Genomic DNA, 18,420 nt, shown 5'->3' on the forward strand with positions numbered 1-18,420 from the left:
GCTATGCGCGATGCCGTGCCGGCGCGCGAACGGCGCAGTCGCGAGCTCAGGAAAACCCTGACGCCAGCCCGTCGGGACGGGGCGGTTGATGTTGATTGAAAGAATCAAGATTGCTGCGAAATCGTCGCCGCGCAATGCTTTTTGCATGTTCAACGGACTGAAGACGAGGGCGTGAAAATGCAGGCAGAGAAAAGAATCGCGGCAGTGACGGGCGCCGGCACCGGAATCGGACAGGCAGCGGCGGTAGCGCTCGCGCAAGCCGGTTTCAGCGTCGCGCTGCTCGGCCGGCGCATTGATCCACTACTCGCGACGCAGGAGATCGTCGAGCGGGCAGGCGGCGTGGCCGCGGTCATTCCGACCGACGTTTCCGACGAGGCATCGGTCGATGCGAGCTTCACGCGGATTGCGCATGACTTCGGCCGCCTCGACGTGCTGTTCAACAACGCGGGCCGCAACGCGGGCGCCGTGCCGCTCGACGATTATTCGCTTGAGTTCTGGAACGACGTGGTCGCCACCAACCTGACCGGCGTGTTCCTGTGCGCCCGCGCCGCGTGGCGCCAGATGAAGCGCCAGACGCCGCAAGGCGGCCGCATCATCAACAACGGTTCGATCTCCGCGCACACGCCGCGCCCGAACACGATCGCGTACACGGCCACGAAGCACGCGGTCCTCGGCATCACGCGTTCGCTCGCGCTCGACGGGCGGCCATTCAACATCACGTGCGGCCAGATCGATATCGGCAACGCCGCCACGTCGCTGACCGAGCGGATGAACAACGGCGTGCTGCAGGCCGACGGCCGCATCGCGCCCGAGCCGCGCGTCGACGTTGCGCACGTCGCGAACGCGATCGTGCAGATGGCGAGCCTGCCGCTCGAAGCGAACATTCTGAACATGACGATCATGGCAAGCGCGATGCCCTTCGTCGGACGCGGCTGACCGGACGCGCGCCGGCGCACACGACAGGTTCACCAGCACAACCATCACAAAACAGGAGACAACATTGAAAACCGCTGAAGAACAGGTTTCGGTCATGCGCGAGTTCGACGCGCACGCAGGCGCCGCCAGGCGATCGCGGGTGCGCTACGGCGTGCTGTCGATGCTGCTGGTGGCCACCGTCCTCAACTACGTCGATCGCTCGGCGCTCGGTATCGTCGCGCCGGCGTTGTCGAAGGATCTCGCGCTTACCCGCGTGCAGATGGGCGAGCTGTTCGCCGTGTTCGGCCTCGCCTACTCGATCGCGCTGCTGCCGGCTGGCGCTCTCGCCGACCTGCTCGGCTCGCGCGTCGCGTATGCGCTATCGCTCGTCGGTTGGTCGCTGGCCACGGTGACGCAAGGGCTCGCGCATGGCTACCACATGCTGCTCGGCTCTCGGCTAGCGATGGGCGCGCTCGAAGCGCCCGCGTTTCCGTCGAACGCGCGCGCGGTGACGATGTGGTTCCCGGTCCAGGAGCGCGGCTTCGCGACGAGCGTGTACGTGATGGGTCAGTACATCGGCACGCCGCTCTTCACCGGGCTATTGCTGTGGATCTCGTCGGCATTCGGCTGGCGCGCCGTGTTCTTCGCGACCGGCGCGTTCGGCATTCTGTTCAGCGTCGTCTGGTACCGGCTCTATCGCGATCCGTCGCGCCATCCACGCGTCAACGCGGCCGAGCTGCAGTACATCACCGAAGGGCAGCCGGTAGTGACGGCGCGCGACCGGTTCGACTGGCGCATGGCGCTGCGCCTGCTGGGCTATCGGCAGATCCTCGCGATCTGTCTCGGCAAGTTCTGCAACAACACGCTGCTGGTGTTCTTCACGACCTGGTTCATGACCTACCTTGTCGAGGAACGGCACATGTCGATGATCAAGGTCGGTTTCTTCCAGGCGATGCCGTTCATCGGCGCGACGCTCGGGATCCTTATCGCGGGTTATTTGTCCGATCTCTGCATCCGGCGCGGTGTATCGATGTCGTCGTCGCGCAAGGCGCCGCTCGTGATCGGCACCTTCCTCGGCGCATCGATCATGCTCGTCAACTTCGTGCACTCGAACGCGCTGGTGATCGCGATCCTGACCGTCGCGTTCTTCGCACAGGGAATCGGCTCGATGTCGTGGGCGGCGGTGTCCGAGATCGCGCCGAAACGCTATGTCGGGCTCACCAGCAGCATCACGAGCCTCGCCGCGAATATCGCAGCCGTCACCACGCCGCTGATGATCGGCTACGTGACGCAGCACACCGGCAACTTTTTCTGGGCGCTGATCCTGATGGGTGCGATCTGCCTCCTCGGCACGCTGTCGTACTCGGTGCTGCTCGGCAAGCTGTCGCGTATCGAGCTCTGACCCGGTTCGCCCCCTTTTACGCTCCACTGCACGTACCGCACACGACCATGATCGAATTCAAATGGGATCACCTGCAACTCTGCTCGGCTGATGCCGAGGCCACCGCCGCGTGGTTCGCGCGCTGCCTGAACGCCGAAATCGTGCGGCGCCCCGGCCGCGTCGACCTGCGGATCGGGGCGATCAACCTCTTCATCACGGCGCTGCCGGACGCGTGTCCGGCGATCGTGCCGGACGGCGCGCGCATGCAAGGGATCGACCACTTTGGCGTGCTGGTCGAGGATCTGGATGCGGCTTACGCGCATCTGGTCGACAACGGCGCGGAGATCGTCCAGCCCGTCACGCGGATCCGCCCCGGCGTGCGCGGCTGTTTCGTGCGCGCGCCCGGCGACATCCTCGTCGAGGTGCTCGAGCGGCGCCCGGCCGAGATGACATTCAACTGAACCCGGTCTATAGTCGGCGCAAGCGGCCGCGCACCGGCCGCATCCTCATCACGACTCCCCATGCAGAACTGGATCACCCTGACGGAAGCAGCGCGGCGGCTCGGCGTGCGGGCGCAGACCGTCTACGCGTACGCCAGCCGCGGCAGCATTGCCGTGATGCAGGATCCCGACGATCCGCGCAAGAGCCTGTATCGGGCCGAGGATGTGGTCGCGCTGTGCCGCAAGAAACAGGTCGGCCGCAAGCGAGCGGCGCTCGCGGCCAGCACGATCTTCGGCGCCGAGCCGTGCATCTATAGCGGCATCACCACGTTCTCGAAGGGTCGCGCGTGGTATCGCGGCCGCGACAGCATTCAACTCGCCGAGAGCGCGACGCTCGAGGAAACGGCTTCGCTGCTCTGGCAGGCCACCGCGCCGGTGTCGTTCGACGCGCCGGTGATCGTGCTGCCGCCCGGCGAGCGCGACCGGCAATGTGCGTTCACGATGCTCGCGACGCTGGCCGCGTTTGGCCATTCGACGCTCGGCCGGCTCGACAGCGCGCTGCACATCGAGGCCGGGCAGCTCGTTGCGATCGTGTCGCGCGCGTTCGGCGCGCACGACGACGCCGGCGCAAGCCCGCTTCACACCCATCAGCGGCTCGCGGCCGGCTGGGGCCTCGACAGCCATGGCGCAGACCTGCTGCGCCGCGCGATGGTGCTGGTCGCCGATCATGAGATCACGAGTTCGGCATTCGCCGCGCGCATCACCGCATCGACCGGCGCGTCGCTCGCGGGCTGCCTGCTGACGGGGCTCGCGACGTTGTCGGGGCCGCTGCACGGCGACGCGTCGGGACGCGTGCGCGCAGTGTTCGACGATGTGCAACGATTGGGTGCCGAGCGCGTCGTCGATCATCACCTGAAGTCCGCAATCCCGATTCCCGGTTTCGGCCATCATCTTTACCCCGACGGCGATCCGCGCGCGGCCGCGCTGCTTGCGCGGCTCGATCCGCCGACGGAACTCGCGCACTTCGTCGACAAGGTCACGACGCTCACCGGCCAGCGGCCGACCATCGATGTCGCGATGGCGATGCTGTCGGTGCAGCTTCAGTTGCCGCGCGATGCGGCGTTCGGGCTGTTCTCGATTGCGCGCAGCGTCGGACTGCTCGCACACTGCATCGAACAGCTGCGCGTCGGCAAGGTGATCCGGCCGCGCAGCCGCTATACGGGGCCGACGCTCGACGATCGGCATCTGCGGCCCGCTGCTGACGACGACGGCAAACAGACGAAAGTCGGCATGATCAACAAGAACCGCCTTTTCAAGGTGGTGGAGTAACTCGCGTGACAATCGTAGACCGAATTGAACGCGCCACCGTTTGCAATGAAAAGTTTTCATCGGCCGCGACTCACGAAGACCGGCGTCAACTCCCCTGCGACGCCGGCAGTGGCAGTCATGCGTTGTGCGAAATCTGAGTTTTGAGCAGGCAATCGCAGCATAGTGATAAGGTTCCACTATCTTGCGGTCGCGTTGATTCCGATGCCGGGAACTGCACGCGACAGTGAATGGCGGTTCATCCGCGATGCGATCGACAGTGAACGACGGCGGATTCAACCGGTCGGCTCCTATACAAATCAGTCGTTCGGACGCGGGTTTGGTGACCGCCTCGCGGACAATGCCATCCGGCTTGACGACGATGCGCGAGCGTTTGGAAAAAGTAAGCAACGCATTGCCAGACTCATTCGCCTACACATCGTCCTCGGCTAAGGGACCAGACACGACCAGCAGCGCACTGATCTCCGCAGTCGCATGATTTCTCTGGTCATCTGAGTCGATGAAATCAGCTTGTGTGGCGAAAACGGCGTCCCGCCCTCTACTCACCAACCATGTTGGATATGTGTCGCAATACGAACCGGACGACCGTGCATGTTAAACACGTCGCAACCGAATGGACGTGGCAATACAATCACGAGCGCTCTAACATGGGTCTGGCCGCCACGGCGCCGAAACAGGGGCTCATGGCCGCAACAGAAACGCTACTTTCGACTCGCGTCAAAAGCGAAGGATTACCGTTCGCTAGACACACCTGAAATTCTATTCCGGCCTATTGCACCCCCAATGATCGGTTAAAATTTCCGGGTAATTTTTAGTCTCTCGGATGTGTCATTGGATTAACCTATCGGTAGGACTCTACGCGGCAGGGACGCCACTGTGTATATCGCAGAAATTCGAATCGAGAACTTCCGGCTGTTTGGTGCCAATAACAACGCGCTCGTGCTACCACTGTCCCCGGGACTTACCGCACTGGTCGGCGAGAACGATGCTGGCAAGACAGCGGTCATCGACGCGCTACGTTTGGTGGTCGGCACGCGTGACCAGGACGTGCTGCGGGTGGATCCACTTGATTTTCATCGGCCCACCCCCGAGGGTCCAAGTGCCGACGAAATCATCATCCGTCTGACTTTCAGAGGCCTCACCACCACTGATCGAGGCGCGTTTGCCGAGTTCCTCACGTATGAGACGGTAGCCGAGGTAACCAATACCGTGCTGATCGTGACCTGGGTTGCGAAACGCAACACCAAGGAAGGCAGCTCCCGCCGGGTGCTTCCGCCTGAGTGGCGCACGGGTGCCAAGGGAGACGGCCCATTGCTCGATCTGGGGGCACGATCGCTGCTGACGGCGACGTATCTGCGGCCGTTGCGCGACGCCGAGCGGGCAATGAGCTCTGGGCGAGGATCGCGACTATCCCAGATCCTCCAGCACACCACTGAAATCCGCGACACGGGAAACCCTTTCGACAAGCTTGCCGATCCGCCACCCGACCCGACGACGTTGAGTGTTTTGGGCCTCGGTGACTATGCGACTCATCTGCTTGGAGAGAGCGAAGGCATTAGGCAAGCTCGAAAGCGGCTCAATGATGAGTACCTGAAGCCCCTCTCGTTCGCCAACGATATGCTGAATGCACGGATTGGCGTAGCAGGCGCGCAGGAGGACAGCCTCAGATTGCGGCAGTTACTTGAGAAGCTTGAGCTCGTACTGACCGCGTCGCCTGACGCCGAAAGCGGGCACAGTCGCGGACTCGGCTCAAACAACCTGCTGTTCATGGCATGCGAGCTTCTGCTGCTCGCTACTGAAAGCGACGGATTTCCGTTGCTGCTGATCGAAGAGCCCGAGGCACATCTCCATCCGCAGCGGCAGTTGCAACTTATGTCGTTCCTGCAGACACAGGCAAAGAAGACGCGTTCCGACGGACAGCGCATCCAAATCATCGTTACAACCCACAGTGCCAATCTCGCTTCGGACCTACAACTCGACAGGCTCGTATTGATTGAAGGCGGGCGGGCTTTCCCTCTATGTGGGGGAAAAACCAAGCTCAGCGCATCAGACTATCGATTTCTCGAGCGCTTCCTCGACGTGACAAAGGCAAACTTGTTCTTCGCGCGCGCAGTGATGATCGTCGAGGGGGATGCAGAAAACATCCTCCTGCCCGTCATAGCGAGGTTACTTGACCGCGATTTCCACCATCATGGTGTCTCCGTGGTTAATGTCGGCGGTGTTGGGCTCGGCCGATATGCACGCGTATTCATGCGCGAAGACGTCGAGAAGGATGGGGTCGTTAACATTCCCGTCGCCTGCATTACCGACATGGACGTGATGCCCAACAATGCACCTTGGATTGTCGGCAAGCTGGAGATCGGGCAACCGATCCCTCTAAGACCTCCCTCAAAGCGGCAATGGCGGATTAAGGACGATTTTCCGGGCGAACAGCTCGAACAGCGGCGAGCCGAACGCCGGGAGAAGGCCTCGGGCCAAAAGGTGGAGACGTTCGTCGCTGACGAATGGACGCTTGAATTTGATCTCGCATTCTGTGGTCTCAGCAAGCACGTCTACCGCGCAGGGACGCTGGCGCTAGCCAATGACCGCCTCAATGCCGGCACTGCCGAGCAAGCCGTCATCCTCGCCGCCGCTGATGTAGCCTATCAAGCGCTGACCGACGCGGGCCATGATCCCTCGACGCTCGCTTCACATGTCTATGCGCTGTTTGAGGCTGATGGAGCCTCAAAGGCGATCGGCGCGCAATATCTTGCGGAACTGTTGGAAAAGGAGGTTGCGGACAATAACCTCAATGCCAATAGCTTGCGCGCGTTGCTGCCGCCCTACATCGTTGCGGCTATCGAGCATGTCACCGGGCCGTTCGCACCGCCGCTCGCAGGCGGCGTGGCCGGAGAGCTGGACGCGCCAGTAATGGCGCCGGCACCGGGGGCCTGAGTGATGTACGACGATTTAATCCGTGAGGAAGACGTTACCTGGGCAGCAGTATTGATGGGGCTTGGCCCGGCGGGATTTGCGACTGTCGAGGGTGATGACAGCCGACTCCGAGCAATGTTGCGACTCGACACAATCGACTTTGAGGCATGCCCGGGAAGTGGGAAGACGACTTTGCTGGTCGCAAAACTCGCAGTGCTGGCGATGCGCTGGCCAAGCCGTCAACAGGGCATCTGCGTGCTGTCGCATACTAACGCGGCGCGCAACGAGATCAGCGCGAAGCTCAGCAGTTCCGCGGCGGGCGTCTCTTTAACACGCTATCCGCACTTCGTCGGCACGATCCACGCGTTTGTGAACGAGTATCTCGCGCTGCCTTGGCTCCGGTCGAAAGGAATCGAAGTGCGCTGCATCGATACGAGGATTGCGGTCGCGAAGCGGTGGAGCCTGTTGCCCGCGAATCGGCGTTGGGCTTTGCAGCAGGCAAATCTGGGCGAGACTTGCCTGATTTACGACCAGATTGACTATGGTGGGGGAAAGACAGGCCGATTCGGACCGCAGACGCCTACATATCAAGCGATCATCGATGCGCGTCGCCGGTCGAGCGAACTGGGATATTTCTGCTTCGACGAAATGTTTGTATGGGCCTGCGAATTGCTTGATCGGCATCCTGAGACGATTCCAATGCTACGTCGGCGCTTTCCGCTGGTATTCATCGACGAGGCGCAGGACAACAGCGAGGCACAATCCGCGCTGCTGCATCGCATCTTTTGCAGTGGCGACGCGCCGTCGCGCCGTCAACGTTTCGGCGACTCCAACCAGGCCATCTATGGAAGCGCCGGCCAGAGCGGCGCCACAACGGACCAGTTTCCAGGCGCCGTTGTACATCCGATGCCACGCAGCTACCGTTTTGGGCAGAATCTTGCAGATCAAGTAAAGGGACTGGGCGTCACGCCGCACGCGCTAATCGGCGCCGGTCCACCGGATCACCTCAGCACCGATCCTAAGGCGTCAGTAATTTTCCTTTTCGATGACGGGTCAGTCCAGAGAGTGCTGGAGCGCTATGGCCAGCATCTGCTGGATAGCTTCGACGCAACTGCGCTGAAAAATGGAGTGTTCACTGCGGTGGCCGCGGTTCACGAACCCGGAGACGACGATCGCATCCCGCGAGCGATGGGACACTATGCGCCGAGTTACGACCCGGGATGCGTTCGGAAAGAGTCCACGCCGAGCAGCTTCGCACAATACCTTGCGCGGGCTCGTTTTGAGATGGCTGGCAGCGCAAACACGGGCAAACTTATCAACGCCGTGGCGGCGGCGCTCCTCACTGCAAGCGAGCTTGCCGGCGCCCCATATGGGGCGAGCGTACGGAAATCGCCTCATCGTCGGGTGGTCGAGATGCTTGGCGACAGCGATGCAAGAGACGAATATTTCGCATTGCAGGAGATCATCCTGACGCATCTAGGCGATATCACCCCTGCGCTCTGTGCAGCGGCAGCACAAGCCCATATCGAGGCGGTGATCCGGCAACTTAGCGGCGCAGAGGTGCTTGGCGAAGATGTTGCCGCCTTCTTAGCACCGCCGCAGGCTCAAGCCGTAGATGAGGCCGAAGCCGCAATTGCCGCGCGCACCGACAATTTGTTTGCTTATCCGGCCGACGCCCCGCAGGTACACATTCGGCTGAGCTCGATCCATGCTGTGAAGGGCGAAACGCACACGGCGACACTCGTCCTCGACAGCTTCTACCACGCACATCATCTAAGTGAACTCAAGCCCTGGTTGCTGGGCATGAAGTCGGGCGGCTTTTCGACAAACGCCAGAGGCCGGAAGATCCCTGAAGGCACGCGAATGCTTGGGCGGCTCAAGCTACATTACGTCGCCATGACTCGGCCGACCCATCTGCTGTGCTTGGCGATGCGGAAGGACGCGTTTGGACATGGGGAACTCGACATGCTCATGGGGCGAGGTTGGACTGTCATTGATTGCTGCTCAGATGCGCAGGTACAGGTCTAGTCCCTCATCATGTTCTCCACCGTCTCTTAAAAGACCGCACCGTATCCGTACCAGAGCGACCGCCCTCTCCCGGTTCATCTGACCCGTCATCGCGTGGACGCTACCGGTCATCCTGCGTGATGTTGCGTGCACCTGCTCAGGTCAGGGTCAGCTCGGTTTGATCGAAAAATATAAAAGTGGAACGCGATAAAGTCTTCGTTTTTGCAATCGTCCGCTGACGCATGTCGGCGGCAAAGATATTTGCAGCTTTCACTAAATGAGTCAATTCGCCATGAGCAACGTCGGCATGATGGAAGATCTCACCATCCGCGTTCTACTATGACGACGTAACCCAGGCAGTCAACGCTGGCGACGCCCGGCGGCATATCCACCGGACGATAATCATGAAAGGAGGCGATATGGGTTTGGCCAAGACTGCATGGATGGATGCACAGGAGCGCGGCTGGTCGGCACCCGATACCTACGTGTGTGCTGACTGCGTGGACGATGCCTATCTCAAAGCGCTGATTCAAGACAACGTCAGTTCTAAAACCTGCGATTACTGCGAGCGTCACGGCACTGAGTACATTGCTGCCGAGGCCGAGGTGGTGATGAAGGCGATATTCGACACGATACACACTTACTACTGCGAACCCGCCTCGGGAGGAGTACCGTACGACGGCGGTTTCATCATTCCATCGATCAGTGTCGATGACGTATTGGATCAGCTTGATTTCAGCGGTCATCCTGATTTCGAGGATGCTGTAATCGAGGCTGAGGCAAACGGTGACTATTTTGTCCCCGCTGCTGACGGTCACTGGGCCGGCAGTCACCTGCACGAAATGCTTTCCAGTGCCTGGAAATTGTTCTGTTACACGGTCAAGCACGAGACGCGCTTTCATTTTGCCAATACCCCACGTGAAGCCGAATCGCCTTATGACATTGACATCGCCGATGTGCTCCCGGCGATTGCTGAACATCTGCGCCCAGCCATTCGCACGCTCGCGGCAGGGACGGAGGCGTACCGCGCCCGCATACGTCATCGTGGCCAGACGTGGGAGCCAACCGCCGAACAGATGGGCCCACCACCGAAGGCATTTACGACCGCAGGACGCATGAATCCTGCCGGCATCCCCTATCTCTATATATCGTTTGACAAGGCCACCGCCCGGCGTGAGATCGGTGTCCCGGAGCGATCGAGTCGGACCGTCTTTACGGCCGCATTTACCTTGACAAGGAACCTCACAGTCATCGATCTGACTGCGTTACCCTCTATGCCGTCAGTGTTCGACCTAGAACGGAAGGATGCGCGCGAGAAGGCCTTGTTCATACACGAATTTGTCGAGACCATCAGTGTCCCCGTCACCAAGGACGGGCGCGAGCACATCGACTATGTTCCCTCGCAGGTGGTCTGCGAGTACCTCGCCCAAGTGTTTGACGCTGGCAAAGACACCAGGTTGGCTGGCTTGATCTACCCCAGTGCCGTCAAAGCAGGTGGCAAAAATCTCGTCGTGTTTCCGGAGGATCGTTACCGGGCTACCTATCATGGAGTGCGGTATGTCCGGGCCGGCCGCTGACCATGCGCACACACTCTGCCGCATATTTGCAGCAAGCACTGACATGACAGAATCCGAATACCTCACTGCGGTGGATGGCGCAGTTGCCCGCTGGCTGCGCGATCGCAAAGGCGAACCTCTCGCGGCAAAAGCCTTTACGCAGGCGGAGTCTGCCCAATGCCGCGCGAACGCGGATGCCTAGGTTATCCAGCACGGAGATCAGGTCGTACGCGGGTTCCTCATGCTGCATCCCGACGAATGGACCGTAGTCTGGGTTATGCCGCACTCCGTCGTCAGGACAGCGGCAGGTTTAGTCGATGTCACGCTGAAGAGCGCGGAACTCCGCGGCTTGGCGTTCTTTTCCATCGAAGGCGATCCGGAAAATTTCATGGACTGGGCGAAACGGTATCCCCAGGAAAGTCGCTCGATAGTGCAATCTTACGAGCCCAGACATTCGTTCTGATGATGTCGGCCTGTCATCATGACTCCTGCTTTTCGTCGAGCCGTGCCCGTGCCACCGCGATTGATTGGTGCAGCTTCGCCTGCAGGGTCTCGCGTGGCGGGAGCACCGTGAGGTACTCTGCGACGTGGATCCCGCTTTTGCCAAGTTCAAGCAATTCGATCTGCTCTTGCTTTTTTCCCGCACACAAGATGATGCCGATCGGCGGCGCTTCATCCGGTTCCTGCTCGTGCTTCGCGAGCCAGCGCAAGTACAACTCCATCTGACTCTTGTACTCAGCCTTGAAGGAACCGAGCTTCAGTTCGATCGCGACAAGGCGTTTGAGCTTGCGGTTGTAGAACAACAGGTCGAGATAGAAGTCGTCGTCGTCGATCAGCAGCCGCTTCTGGCGCGCGACGAATGTAAAGCCGGCGCCGAGTTCCAGGAGAAACTGTTCCATCTCGCGCAGGATCGCATCTTCGAGATCGCGCTCGAGGTAGTGATCGTTGAGGCCGAGAAAGTCGAGTATGTAGGGATCTTTCAGCACGAGATCGGGCGTCATCTGCTGCGCGTCGCGCAGGTGCGCCACCTCGCGCCGGATCACTTCGTCGGGTTGCCTCGATAGCGCGCTGCGCTCGAACAGCATCGACTGCATCCGCTCCTGCAACTGCCGCGACGACCAGCGCTCCAGGCGGCAGAGTTCAATATAGAAGTCGCGCTTGAGCGGGTCGTCGACGTACATCAACATCTTCAGATGGGTCCAGCTCAATTCTCTCCGCAGTGCGGAGAGAATTGGTTCATCCGGAAACACTTCGGCCGCGCGGATGCAGTGGCGCAATTGCTGCTCGCTCCAACCCCGGCCGTACTCAGCTCGCAGTTGTCGTGCGAGCGCGGGGAGGATCTGTTGTCCGTAGCCCGCGCGCTCCCCGCCCAGCACATCATCTCGAATGCGACGACCAACCTGCCAATAAATTAGGGTCAGTTCTGCGTTGACGGCGGCGGCCGCCCGGGCGCGCGCCGAATCAATCATGCGGCGGATGTCGGTTAAGAGGGATGCGGGGACGAGTTCGGTCATGTTGTTGGGAATGGAGGAATCGGCGCGCCGGCGCGCGCCAGCAGTGGCCACGTTACCGGAATCTCAGCAACGGCGGAACCCTGCTGGGCGCTCCCCCAATTCTCTCCGCACCGCGGAGAGAATCCAGCCATCTTCCCGCCGAAGCCCTCCCCTCCCCCGCGCTAGTTACGGGTGCTCGCAATTGAGCTTCGGCGTCGCCAGAGAAGAAGCCACCCTCCAGTCGCCCGGCTCGGGTCGAAGAACCTCCCGGCCCGCGGGTGATGCAATGCCCAATGAACCCGCCCACCGGCACATCGCCTCCCGCACCAGAAATACAGGGGCGCCGAGACGGCGGCGGCAGCGTTTTTCGATCGCCGCGGCGCGGGGGTTACCGTCCTCGGCCACGGTGCCTCGCACGCGGAGGCTTTGCTTATGTCCAGAAATGAAGGGTAACATAGCCCTTACTATGTTCCCCTTCCCCGCCGGCCCTCGGAATTGCTCGCTTCAGTAGCCCGACAGTTTCACTCGGACAACCACGCACAACCTCCCTCGATTCCTAAAGTTTCTATGTAGAAACTGCCGATGCCCGCCAGCGACATGCTTTAAGTAGGCGCGCTACCCGCGCCACGGTACGGTTCACCCGCGCTGGCAGTGCAAGTGCAATCTCGTTTGAGTCACTCGCCAACGGACAAGGTGTCGGGCCCCAATAAACTATCCGGGATAGATCATGGGAAGATCCATCTGCACCCAGTCACCATCATTGCGAAGCGCCGCCGCACGCGGTGCGGTGGAGAGCAGCACGTAGTCACCGACCGCGTGCGTCACGCCACTTTCACTCGCACGGGCGACCGTTACGGTTGCGATTTGATACCCGCGTTTACGCAGCTCGCACACACGTGCACGAGGATCGAGGATGTCGAGGAAGCGCATTGCCTCCACGGTAGTAACACGACCGAAAGCAGAGAAAGCCTGAAGCAAGCGTTCGCGCTGCCGGCTCGCACTATTGCCAGGTTGTCGAGCCAAAATCACCCTCAGTGCCGTCGCCATCGTAGTTGCATCAACTCGTGCCATGCTTTTCCTTCTAGTTGTGAGCATGGACACAATGTTCGCCTAGCATCCCGCAAACCCTGCTACGTCAATCTCTCCGCTCGGGAGGGGGAAAGCGTCCGGAAGAAATTGATGTCAAAAGCCTAGGTAATTCATCCGGCCGGCTGTTCAAGCTGTACGGGCGCGATGCCAAACTCGTCTGCGAGCTCCATCAATGTCGCCACCGTGACGGTTGCGGCAGTCGGATCGGTGAGCGACCGGAGCAACCGCAACGCCTCTGCGATTTTCTCGCCGTCTGACCTACTGTCGCCCCCAATCAACGGAGTCGATACTGGATTCACGCTGACCCGGCTGATCAGATGGTGAGTCGCATTTTCGCTGGCGATACCCGCCACTCTTTCGGAAGCGGCCTGAGCGGCAATCGTCGACCTCACAGCGGGTGTGAGAATCGAGCGAATCGTGCGATCGCTCGTCTCCTCCCAAGCAAGAACCGTAGCCACCATCAGAAATTTCGTCGGGAAACTTGAGCTAAGCACGTACAACGAACGGGCAAGGTGGAGAACAAATGCCCGTCGATCTCCCAGCGGCAACCGGCCCGCCGATCGCGGCGGCACGCGAGAAGGTGCGGCACAAATACGGCTAAGTGGTTCGCGAAAAGCCGGATCCGTCCGATCGCCGATGACCCATGACCCGGCCGAATCAAGGTCCGCCTCAAAGGCAGAAGCCGAAGCCTGCAGCTTTCTGACCTGGGCAACAGTCGGAGCCAGTTCAGCCTCTTGCCCCTCGACGCACGCCAAATACGCTCTCGCGACCGCCTCGGCCACCTTCACTCCGAATACCGTCGACTGCGTCATGGGCGTCGCGTCGAAAAAGGTGCGGCTATCGCGATCGTCGCGCAAGTAGCGACACCAATTGTCGGCTGCCCTTTTTTGCGGCTGCGTGGCCAAGAACGCTTGTGCACGCTCGATTGTATCTGCGAGCGTTTGATTATCGATGGCGAGGACGGTCACGGGTTGCTCCCGATTCTTATTACGGTTCGATCAAGGCTGAATGCCGTCGATTGTAGCCTGCGGAGTCGCCGCCCCCCAGCAACCGCGGACGTCGGAGTGCCGACGACGGACTTATAACCGTGACAAGTCGTATTATCAGGGTTACATCTTCCTCCTTCCCTCTGCGGAGATGCCCTCCCCGATTAGGGTGAGAACAGAAAACGTACGTTTTCCGTACCCGTGCCAACTAGTACCGACAGGCGGTCACCCCATCGCCGCCAAGCGTCGCGCATCTGCGCGTCATAATCGAACTGCAGATAGATCCGATCAAGCGGATCGTTTCGTGCGTGGTTCAGACATCGATGCACGATGCTTTCCGGAATGCCCAGCGATTGCATCATCGTTGCGCACGTCCGACGCAAGTCGTGACATTTCCATTGCCCCCCCGGGACAGTGAGCGCATCGGTTGCCCTCGTGCGACCCTCGGTCGGCGCATCCTTTGGGCGTTGCCGATTACGGATAGCCCCGCAGGTCGTATGGATGCTGACGTGCGGCAGCTTACCCTTTTCCGACGGGAACACATAATCGCGCCGTGCGTCGCCCTCCGGCACGCCGGCGCGCACGACCTGCTGCGCCGCAAACTGCGCGAGGACGAAATCGGAAAGGTGAATTGTGATCGCCGTGTTCGACTTCGTGTGTTCCTTTGGGATGGTCCACGTCCGTGCCTTGAAGTCAAGATCGGTCCATCGCGTCACGACTGTTTCGCCGACGCGCGTTCCGCAAGCGAGCATCACCCATACCGCTGACGCAATGGAGCATGGAAGCCGAGCGGCCGGAATCAGTTCACCGAGCATGCAGATTTCGTCGTCCGTAAGCGTCCGATCGCGTTCGTTGCCACGCACCGGATCGTAATCGCCTGAAACAACATCCTCTTTTGCAAGCGCAAGCACATCGCAATCGATCAACAAGCGCTTCCACGGCTGATTACGCTCGCCCCATCGAATCATTTGTTGGATGGTTATCAGCATCTCGACCGCTTGGCGGTTGTATCCCACATCGGAAATCGCGGTAAGCAGCGGCAGAACGTTCGACGCAAACACGCCTGCGATCCGGTGAGCACGAAGAGTCGGCAGCACATGCTTTTCCATCGCAGCTCGAAGCGACTTACCGCCATCCTTTCGGCCTTTCTTGCCGCGCTTCTTGTTGACCGTCGCGAACCACGCATCGAATAAGTCGCCGAATGTGAGGTCCGCCGTCACCGCTTGTTCAACCTTGGCCTGGCGTTCACGCTTCTTCGCTTCGAGGTAGTCCACGCCGTCGCGCGCGTGTGAACGAATCGTCGCAGCCGCTGCGCGCGCATCCTCTAGCGATAACTGCGCATCGGTCGTCGAGCGCGCCCACGTCTTGCCGAGCGGCTTATCGCATTGCTTGCCATTGATACTGACGCGAACAAACCAAGATTTCCCGCCGGCCGGCCCCACGCGCAGGAACAGTCCACGCCCATCCGACAGGAAATACCGCTTTCCGGTCGCCTTCGCAGCTTCGATTTGCCTGACCGTCAATGCCCCCATGATCGCCCTCCATCGATATCGTGATCCGATCGGCCCGCGCATCCTCAGCAGAGCCTACCCCACGCCACGAACACTAAAAAGACACTAAAAAGTTGCGGCTCGTGCGGGATTTCCGCGGAATTGGGCGGACCACCGATTCCCCGCAAACCCTTATCCGACGCGGCTCAGACGGATTTCGTCGGACTTGGCCGGATCACCCGGAAAATAATCACAATTCATTTAACTTTCCGTGAGGACTTCGACACCGGCCGCTGCCTACGATGGGCGCATGTTTTCAGGACCTGCTTCCAGGAGCCCATCATGCCCACCCGCAGACATCTGCTGTTCGCCGGAGCCACCGGTCTCGCCGCGCTCGCGGCGCTGTCGTCCGCCGGCCGCCGCGCGCTGGTCGGCCGCGCGTTCGCCGCGCCGCCCGCCGGCTCGCCCAAGGCCGCCCCGTTCGAGATCACGCTCAGCGACGCCGAATGGCATCGCCGGCTCACGCCCGCCCAATACACGGTCCTGCGCGAAGCCGGCACCGAGCGGCCGTACAGCAGCCCGCTGAACGCCGAGCACCGGCCCGGCACGTTCGCGTGCGCCGGCTGCGACCTCGCGCTGTTCTCGTCGGCCACCAAGTTCGACAGCCATACGGGCTGGCCGAGCTTCTGGAAACCGCTCGACCACGCGGTCGGCACCGACACCGACGCGTCGTTCGGGATGGTCCGCACCGAAGTGCACTGCCGCCGCTGCGGCGGCCATCTCGGCCATGTGTTCGACGACGGCCCGGCGCCGACCGGCCTGCGCTACTGCATGAACGGCGTCGCGCTCGCCTTCCACCCGGCTGCCGCCTGATCCGGCCCCCCGACCGACTGGAGAACGCATCATGCTGCTCATCGTCCTTGCCTATCTCGGCGGCGTGCTCACGATCCTGAGCCCGTGCATCCTGCCCGTGCTGCCGTTCGTGTTCGCGCGCGCCGACCAGCCGTTCGTGCGCACCGGCCTGCCGCTGCTCGCCGGCATGGCGCTCACGTTCGCCGTCGTCGCGACGCTCGCCGCCGTCGGCGGCGGCTGGGTCGCGCAGGCCAACCAGGCCGGCCGCTGGATCGCGATCGTGCTGCTCGCGGTGTTCGGCCTGACGCTGCTGATGCCGCGCTTCGCGGAACACCTGACGCGCCCGCTGGTCGCCGCCGGCAACCGGCTCACCGGATTCGCACAACGCGACGGCCGCCCGGCCGGCCCGGCGTCGTCGCTGCTGCTCGGCGTCGCGACGGGCCTGCTGTGGGCGCCGTGCGCGGGCCCGATCCTCGGTCTCGTGCTGACCGGCGCCGCATTGCGCGGCGCGAGCGTCGGCACGACGCTGCTGCTCGTCGCGTATGCGGCCGGCGCGGCGACCTCGCTCGGCGTCGCGCTCGTGATCGGCGGCAAGGTGTTCGCCGCGATGAAGCGCTCGCTCGGCGCCGGCGAATGGATCCGGCGCGGGATCGGCGCGGCGCTGCTGGCCGGTGTCGGCGCGATCGCGCTCGGCCTCGACACCGGCGCCCTGGCGCAGCTGTCGACCGTCACCACCGGCGGGCTCGAAACGAAGCTCGTCGACCGCCTCGGCGGGCGCTCGAACGGCGCGCCGGCGGCAACGCCGGCGACCGGCGCCGCCGACAACGCGACGGGCGGCGCGATGATGGCCGCCGCGACGGATGGCGCGCAGGCCGGCGGCGCTGCAATGGCCGGCAGCGCGATGATGCGCGCGGCCGGCGCGACCGCGGCCGCGCTGCCCGTCGAAGGTACGCTGCCGTCGCTCGACGGCGCGGTGCAGTGGCTGAACTCGCCGCCGCTGACGGCGGCCGGCCTGCGCGGCAAGGTCGTGCTGGTCGATTTCTGGACGTATTCGTGCATCAACTGCCTGCGCACGCTGCCGTACACGACCGCCTGGGCACGCAAGTACGCGCCGTACGGACTCGTCGTGGTCGGCGTGCACGCGCCGGAGTTCGCGTTCGAACGCGACATCGGCAACGTGAAGAAGGCCGTGCACGACCTCGGCATCGACTACCCGGTCGCGATCGACAACGGCTATGCGATCTGGCGCGCATTCAACAACGAATACTGGCCCGCGCACTACTTCATCGACGCGCAAGGGCGGATCCGCCATCACCACTTCGGCGAAGGCGAATACGCACAGTCCGAACGCGCGATCCAGTCGCTGCTCGCCGAAGCCGGCCATCCGGACGCGCTGAACGTGCCGCTCGGGCTCGCCGGCGCGCCCGCGAAGGGTGCGCTCGCCGCCGCCGACAGCGCGGACGTCCGTTCGCCCGAAACCTACGTCGGCTATGCGCGCGCGGAAAGCTTCGCGTCGCCGGGCGGCGTCGTGCGCGACGCGGCGCACCGCTACGACGCGCCGGGCAGCCCGGATCTCAACGGCTGGGGTCTCGCGGGCACGTGGAACGTCGGCGCCGAACGCGCGTCGCTGGCCGCACCGGATGGCCGGATCGTCTACCGCTTCCATGCGCGCGACCTGCACCTCGTGCTCGGCCCCGGTGCGAACGGCCGGCCCGTGCGCTTTCGGGTGACGCTCGACGGCGCGGCGCCCGGGGCCGCGCATGGCGCCGACGTCGATGCGCAAGGCTACGGCACCGTCACCGGCCAGCGCCTGTACCAGCTCGTCCGGCAGCCGGGCGCGATCGCCGATCGCACGTTCGCGATCGAGTTCCTCGATCCGGGCGTCGATGCGTACGCGTTCACGTTCGGTTGATTGCGCGCGCCACCGCCCTCCGAGCACCGGCTTTTTTCAACGCAGTCCGAAGGAGCAAGA

At 62.2% G+C, this 18,420-nt stretch carries 14 protein-coding genes; 10 read left to right on the forward strand and 4 right to left on the reverse strand.

Going from position 1 to position 18,420, the window contains the following annotated elements; genetic code table 11:
* The first annotated feature begins 177 nt into the window (after window positions 1-177).
* From MMB92_RS20105 to MMB92_RS20140, 8 genes are all read left to right on the forward strand, one after another.
* Window positions 178-936, forward strand: coding sequence for an SDR family oxidoreductase (locus tag MMB92_RS20105; protein WP_277562895.1), 759 nt, complete (start codon window positions 178-180; stop codon window positions 934-936).
* Window positions 937-1,030: 94 nt separating this feature from the next.
* Complete coding sequence (locus MMB92_RS20110) at window positions 1,031-2,317, forward strand: MFS transporter (RefSeq protein WP_277562896.1); 1,287 nt, start codon at window positions 1,031-1,033, stop codon at window positions 2,315-2,317.
* Window positions 2,318-2,364: 47 nt separating this feature from the next.
* Window positions 2,365-2,757 (forward strand): VOC family protein, encoded by a 393-nt coding sequence (locus MMB92_RS20115; protein ID WP_277562884.1) that lies wholly within the window; start codon window positions 2,365-2,367, stop codon window positions 2,755-2,757.
* Window positions 2,758-2,817: 60 nt separating this feature from the next.
* Window positions 2,818-4,065 (forward strand): citrate/2-methylcitrate synthase, encoded by a 1,248-nt coding sequence (locus MMB92_RS20120; protein WP_277562885.1) that lies wholly within the window; start codon window positions 2,818-2,820, stop codon window positions 4,063-4,065.
* 873 nt (window positions 4,066-4,938) lie between these two features.
* The gene (locus MMB92_RS20125) at window positions 4,939-6,996 is read left to right on the forward strand and encodes an AAA family ATPase (RefSeq protein WP_277562886.1); all 2,058 of its coding nucleotides are present in this window, start codon (window positions 4,939-4,941) and stop codon (window positions 6,994-6,996) included.
* Window positions 6,997-6,999: 3 nt separating this feature from the next.
* Window positions 7,000-9,003 carry a UvrD-helicase domain-containing protein gene (locus tag MMB92_RS20130; protein ID WP_277562887.1) on the forward strand — a complete coding sequence of 668 codons (2,004 nt, stop codon included), beginning with the start codon at window positions 7,000-7,002 and terminating at the stop codon, window positions 9,001-9,003.
* Window positions 9,004-9,386: 383 nt separating this feature from the next.
* Window positions 9,387-10,559 (forward strand): HEPN-associated N-terminal domain-containing protein, encoded by a 1,173-nt coding sequence (locus tag MMB92_RS20135; protein WP_277562888.1) that lies wholly within the window; start codon window positions 9,387-9,389, stop codon window positions 10,557-10,559.
* A gap of 220 nt (window positions 10,560-10,779) precedes the next feature.
* Window positions 10,780-11,001, forward strand: a complete 222-nt coding sequence (locus MMB92_RS20140) for a hypothetical protein (RefSeq protein WP_277562889.1) — start codon at window positions 10,780-10,782, stop codon at window positions 10,999-11,001.
* 16 nt (window positions 11,002-11,017) lie between these two features.
* On the opposite strand, the gene MMB92_RS20145 is transcribed toward MMB92_RS20140, so the two are convergent.
* The 4 genes from MMB92_RS20145 to MMB92_RS20160 all read right to left on the reverse strand — a co-directional run bounded on the left by MMB92_RS20145 (window position 11,018) and on the right by MMB92_RS20160 (window position 15,638).
* Entirely contained in the window at window positions 11,018-12,052 is a 1,035-nt protein-coding gene (locus MMB92_RS20145) for a PDDEXK nuclease domain-containing protein (RefSeq protein ID WP_277562890.1), read from the reverse strand.
* Window positions 12,053-12,742: 690 nt separating this feature from the next.
* The gene (locus MMB92_RS20150; protein WP_080465610.1) at window positions 12,743-13,102 is read right to left on the reverse strand and encodes a helix-turn-helix domain-containing protein; all 360 of its coding nucleotides are present in this window, start codon (window positions 13,100-13,102) and stop codon (window positions 12,743-12,745) included.
* Window positions 13,103-13,230: 128 nt separating this feature from the next.
* On the reverse strand, window positions 13,231-14,088 hold the full coding sequence (locus MMB92_RS20155) for a hypothetical protein (RefSeq protein WP_062885880.1): 858 nt from the start codon (window positions 14,086-14,088) through the stop codon (window positions 13,231-13,233).
* 182 nt (window positions 14,089-14,270) lie between these two features.
* Window positions 14,271-15,638 carry a site-specific integrase gene (locus tag MMB92_RS20160; protein WP_062885881.1) on the reverse strand — a complete coding sequence of 456 codons (1,368 nt, stop codon included), beginning with the start codon at window positions 15,636-15,638 and terminating at the stop codon, window positions 14,271-14,273.
* A gap of 300 nt (window positions 15,639-15,938) precedes the next feature.
* On the opposite strand from MMB92_RS20160, the gene msrB reads away from it, so the two are divergent.
* On the forward strand, window positions 15,939-16,469 hold the full coding sequence (gene msrB / locus MMB92_RS20165) for a peptide-methionine (R)-S-oxide reductase MsrB (protein WP_006498596.1): 531 nt from the start codon (window positions 15,939-15,941) through the stop codon (window positions 16,467-16,469).
* A gap of 31 nt (window positions 16,470-16,500) precedes the next feature.
* Window positions 16,501-18,360 carry a cytochrome c biogenesis protein DipZ gene (locus MMB92_RS20170; RefSeq protein WP_062885882.1) on the forward strand — a complete coding sequence of 620 codons (1,860 nt, stop codon included), beginning with the start codon at window positions 16,501-16,503 and terminating at the stop codon, window positions 18,358-18,360.
* The last annotated feature ends 60 nt before the right edge of the window (window positions 18,361-18,420 follow it).

Source organism: Burkholderia sp. IO2 (genome assembly GCF_029522185.1).
GTDB classification, from domain to species: domain Bacteria; phylum Pseudomonadota; class Gammaproteobacteria; order Burkholderiales; family Burkholderiaceae; genus Burkholderia; species Burkholderia cenocepacia.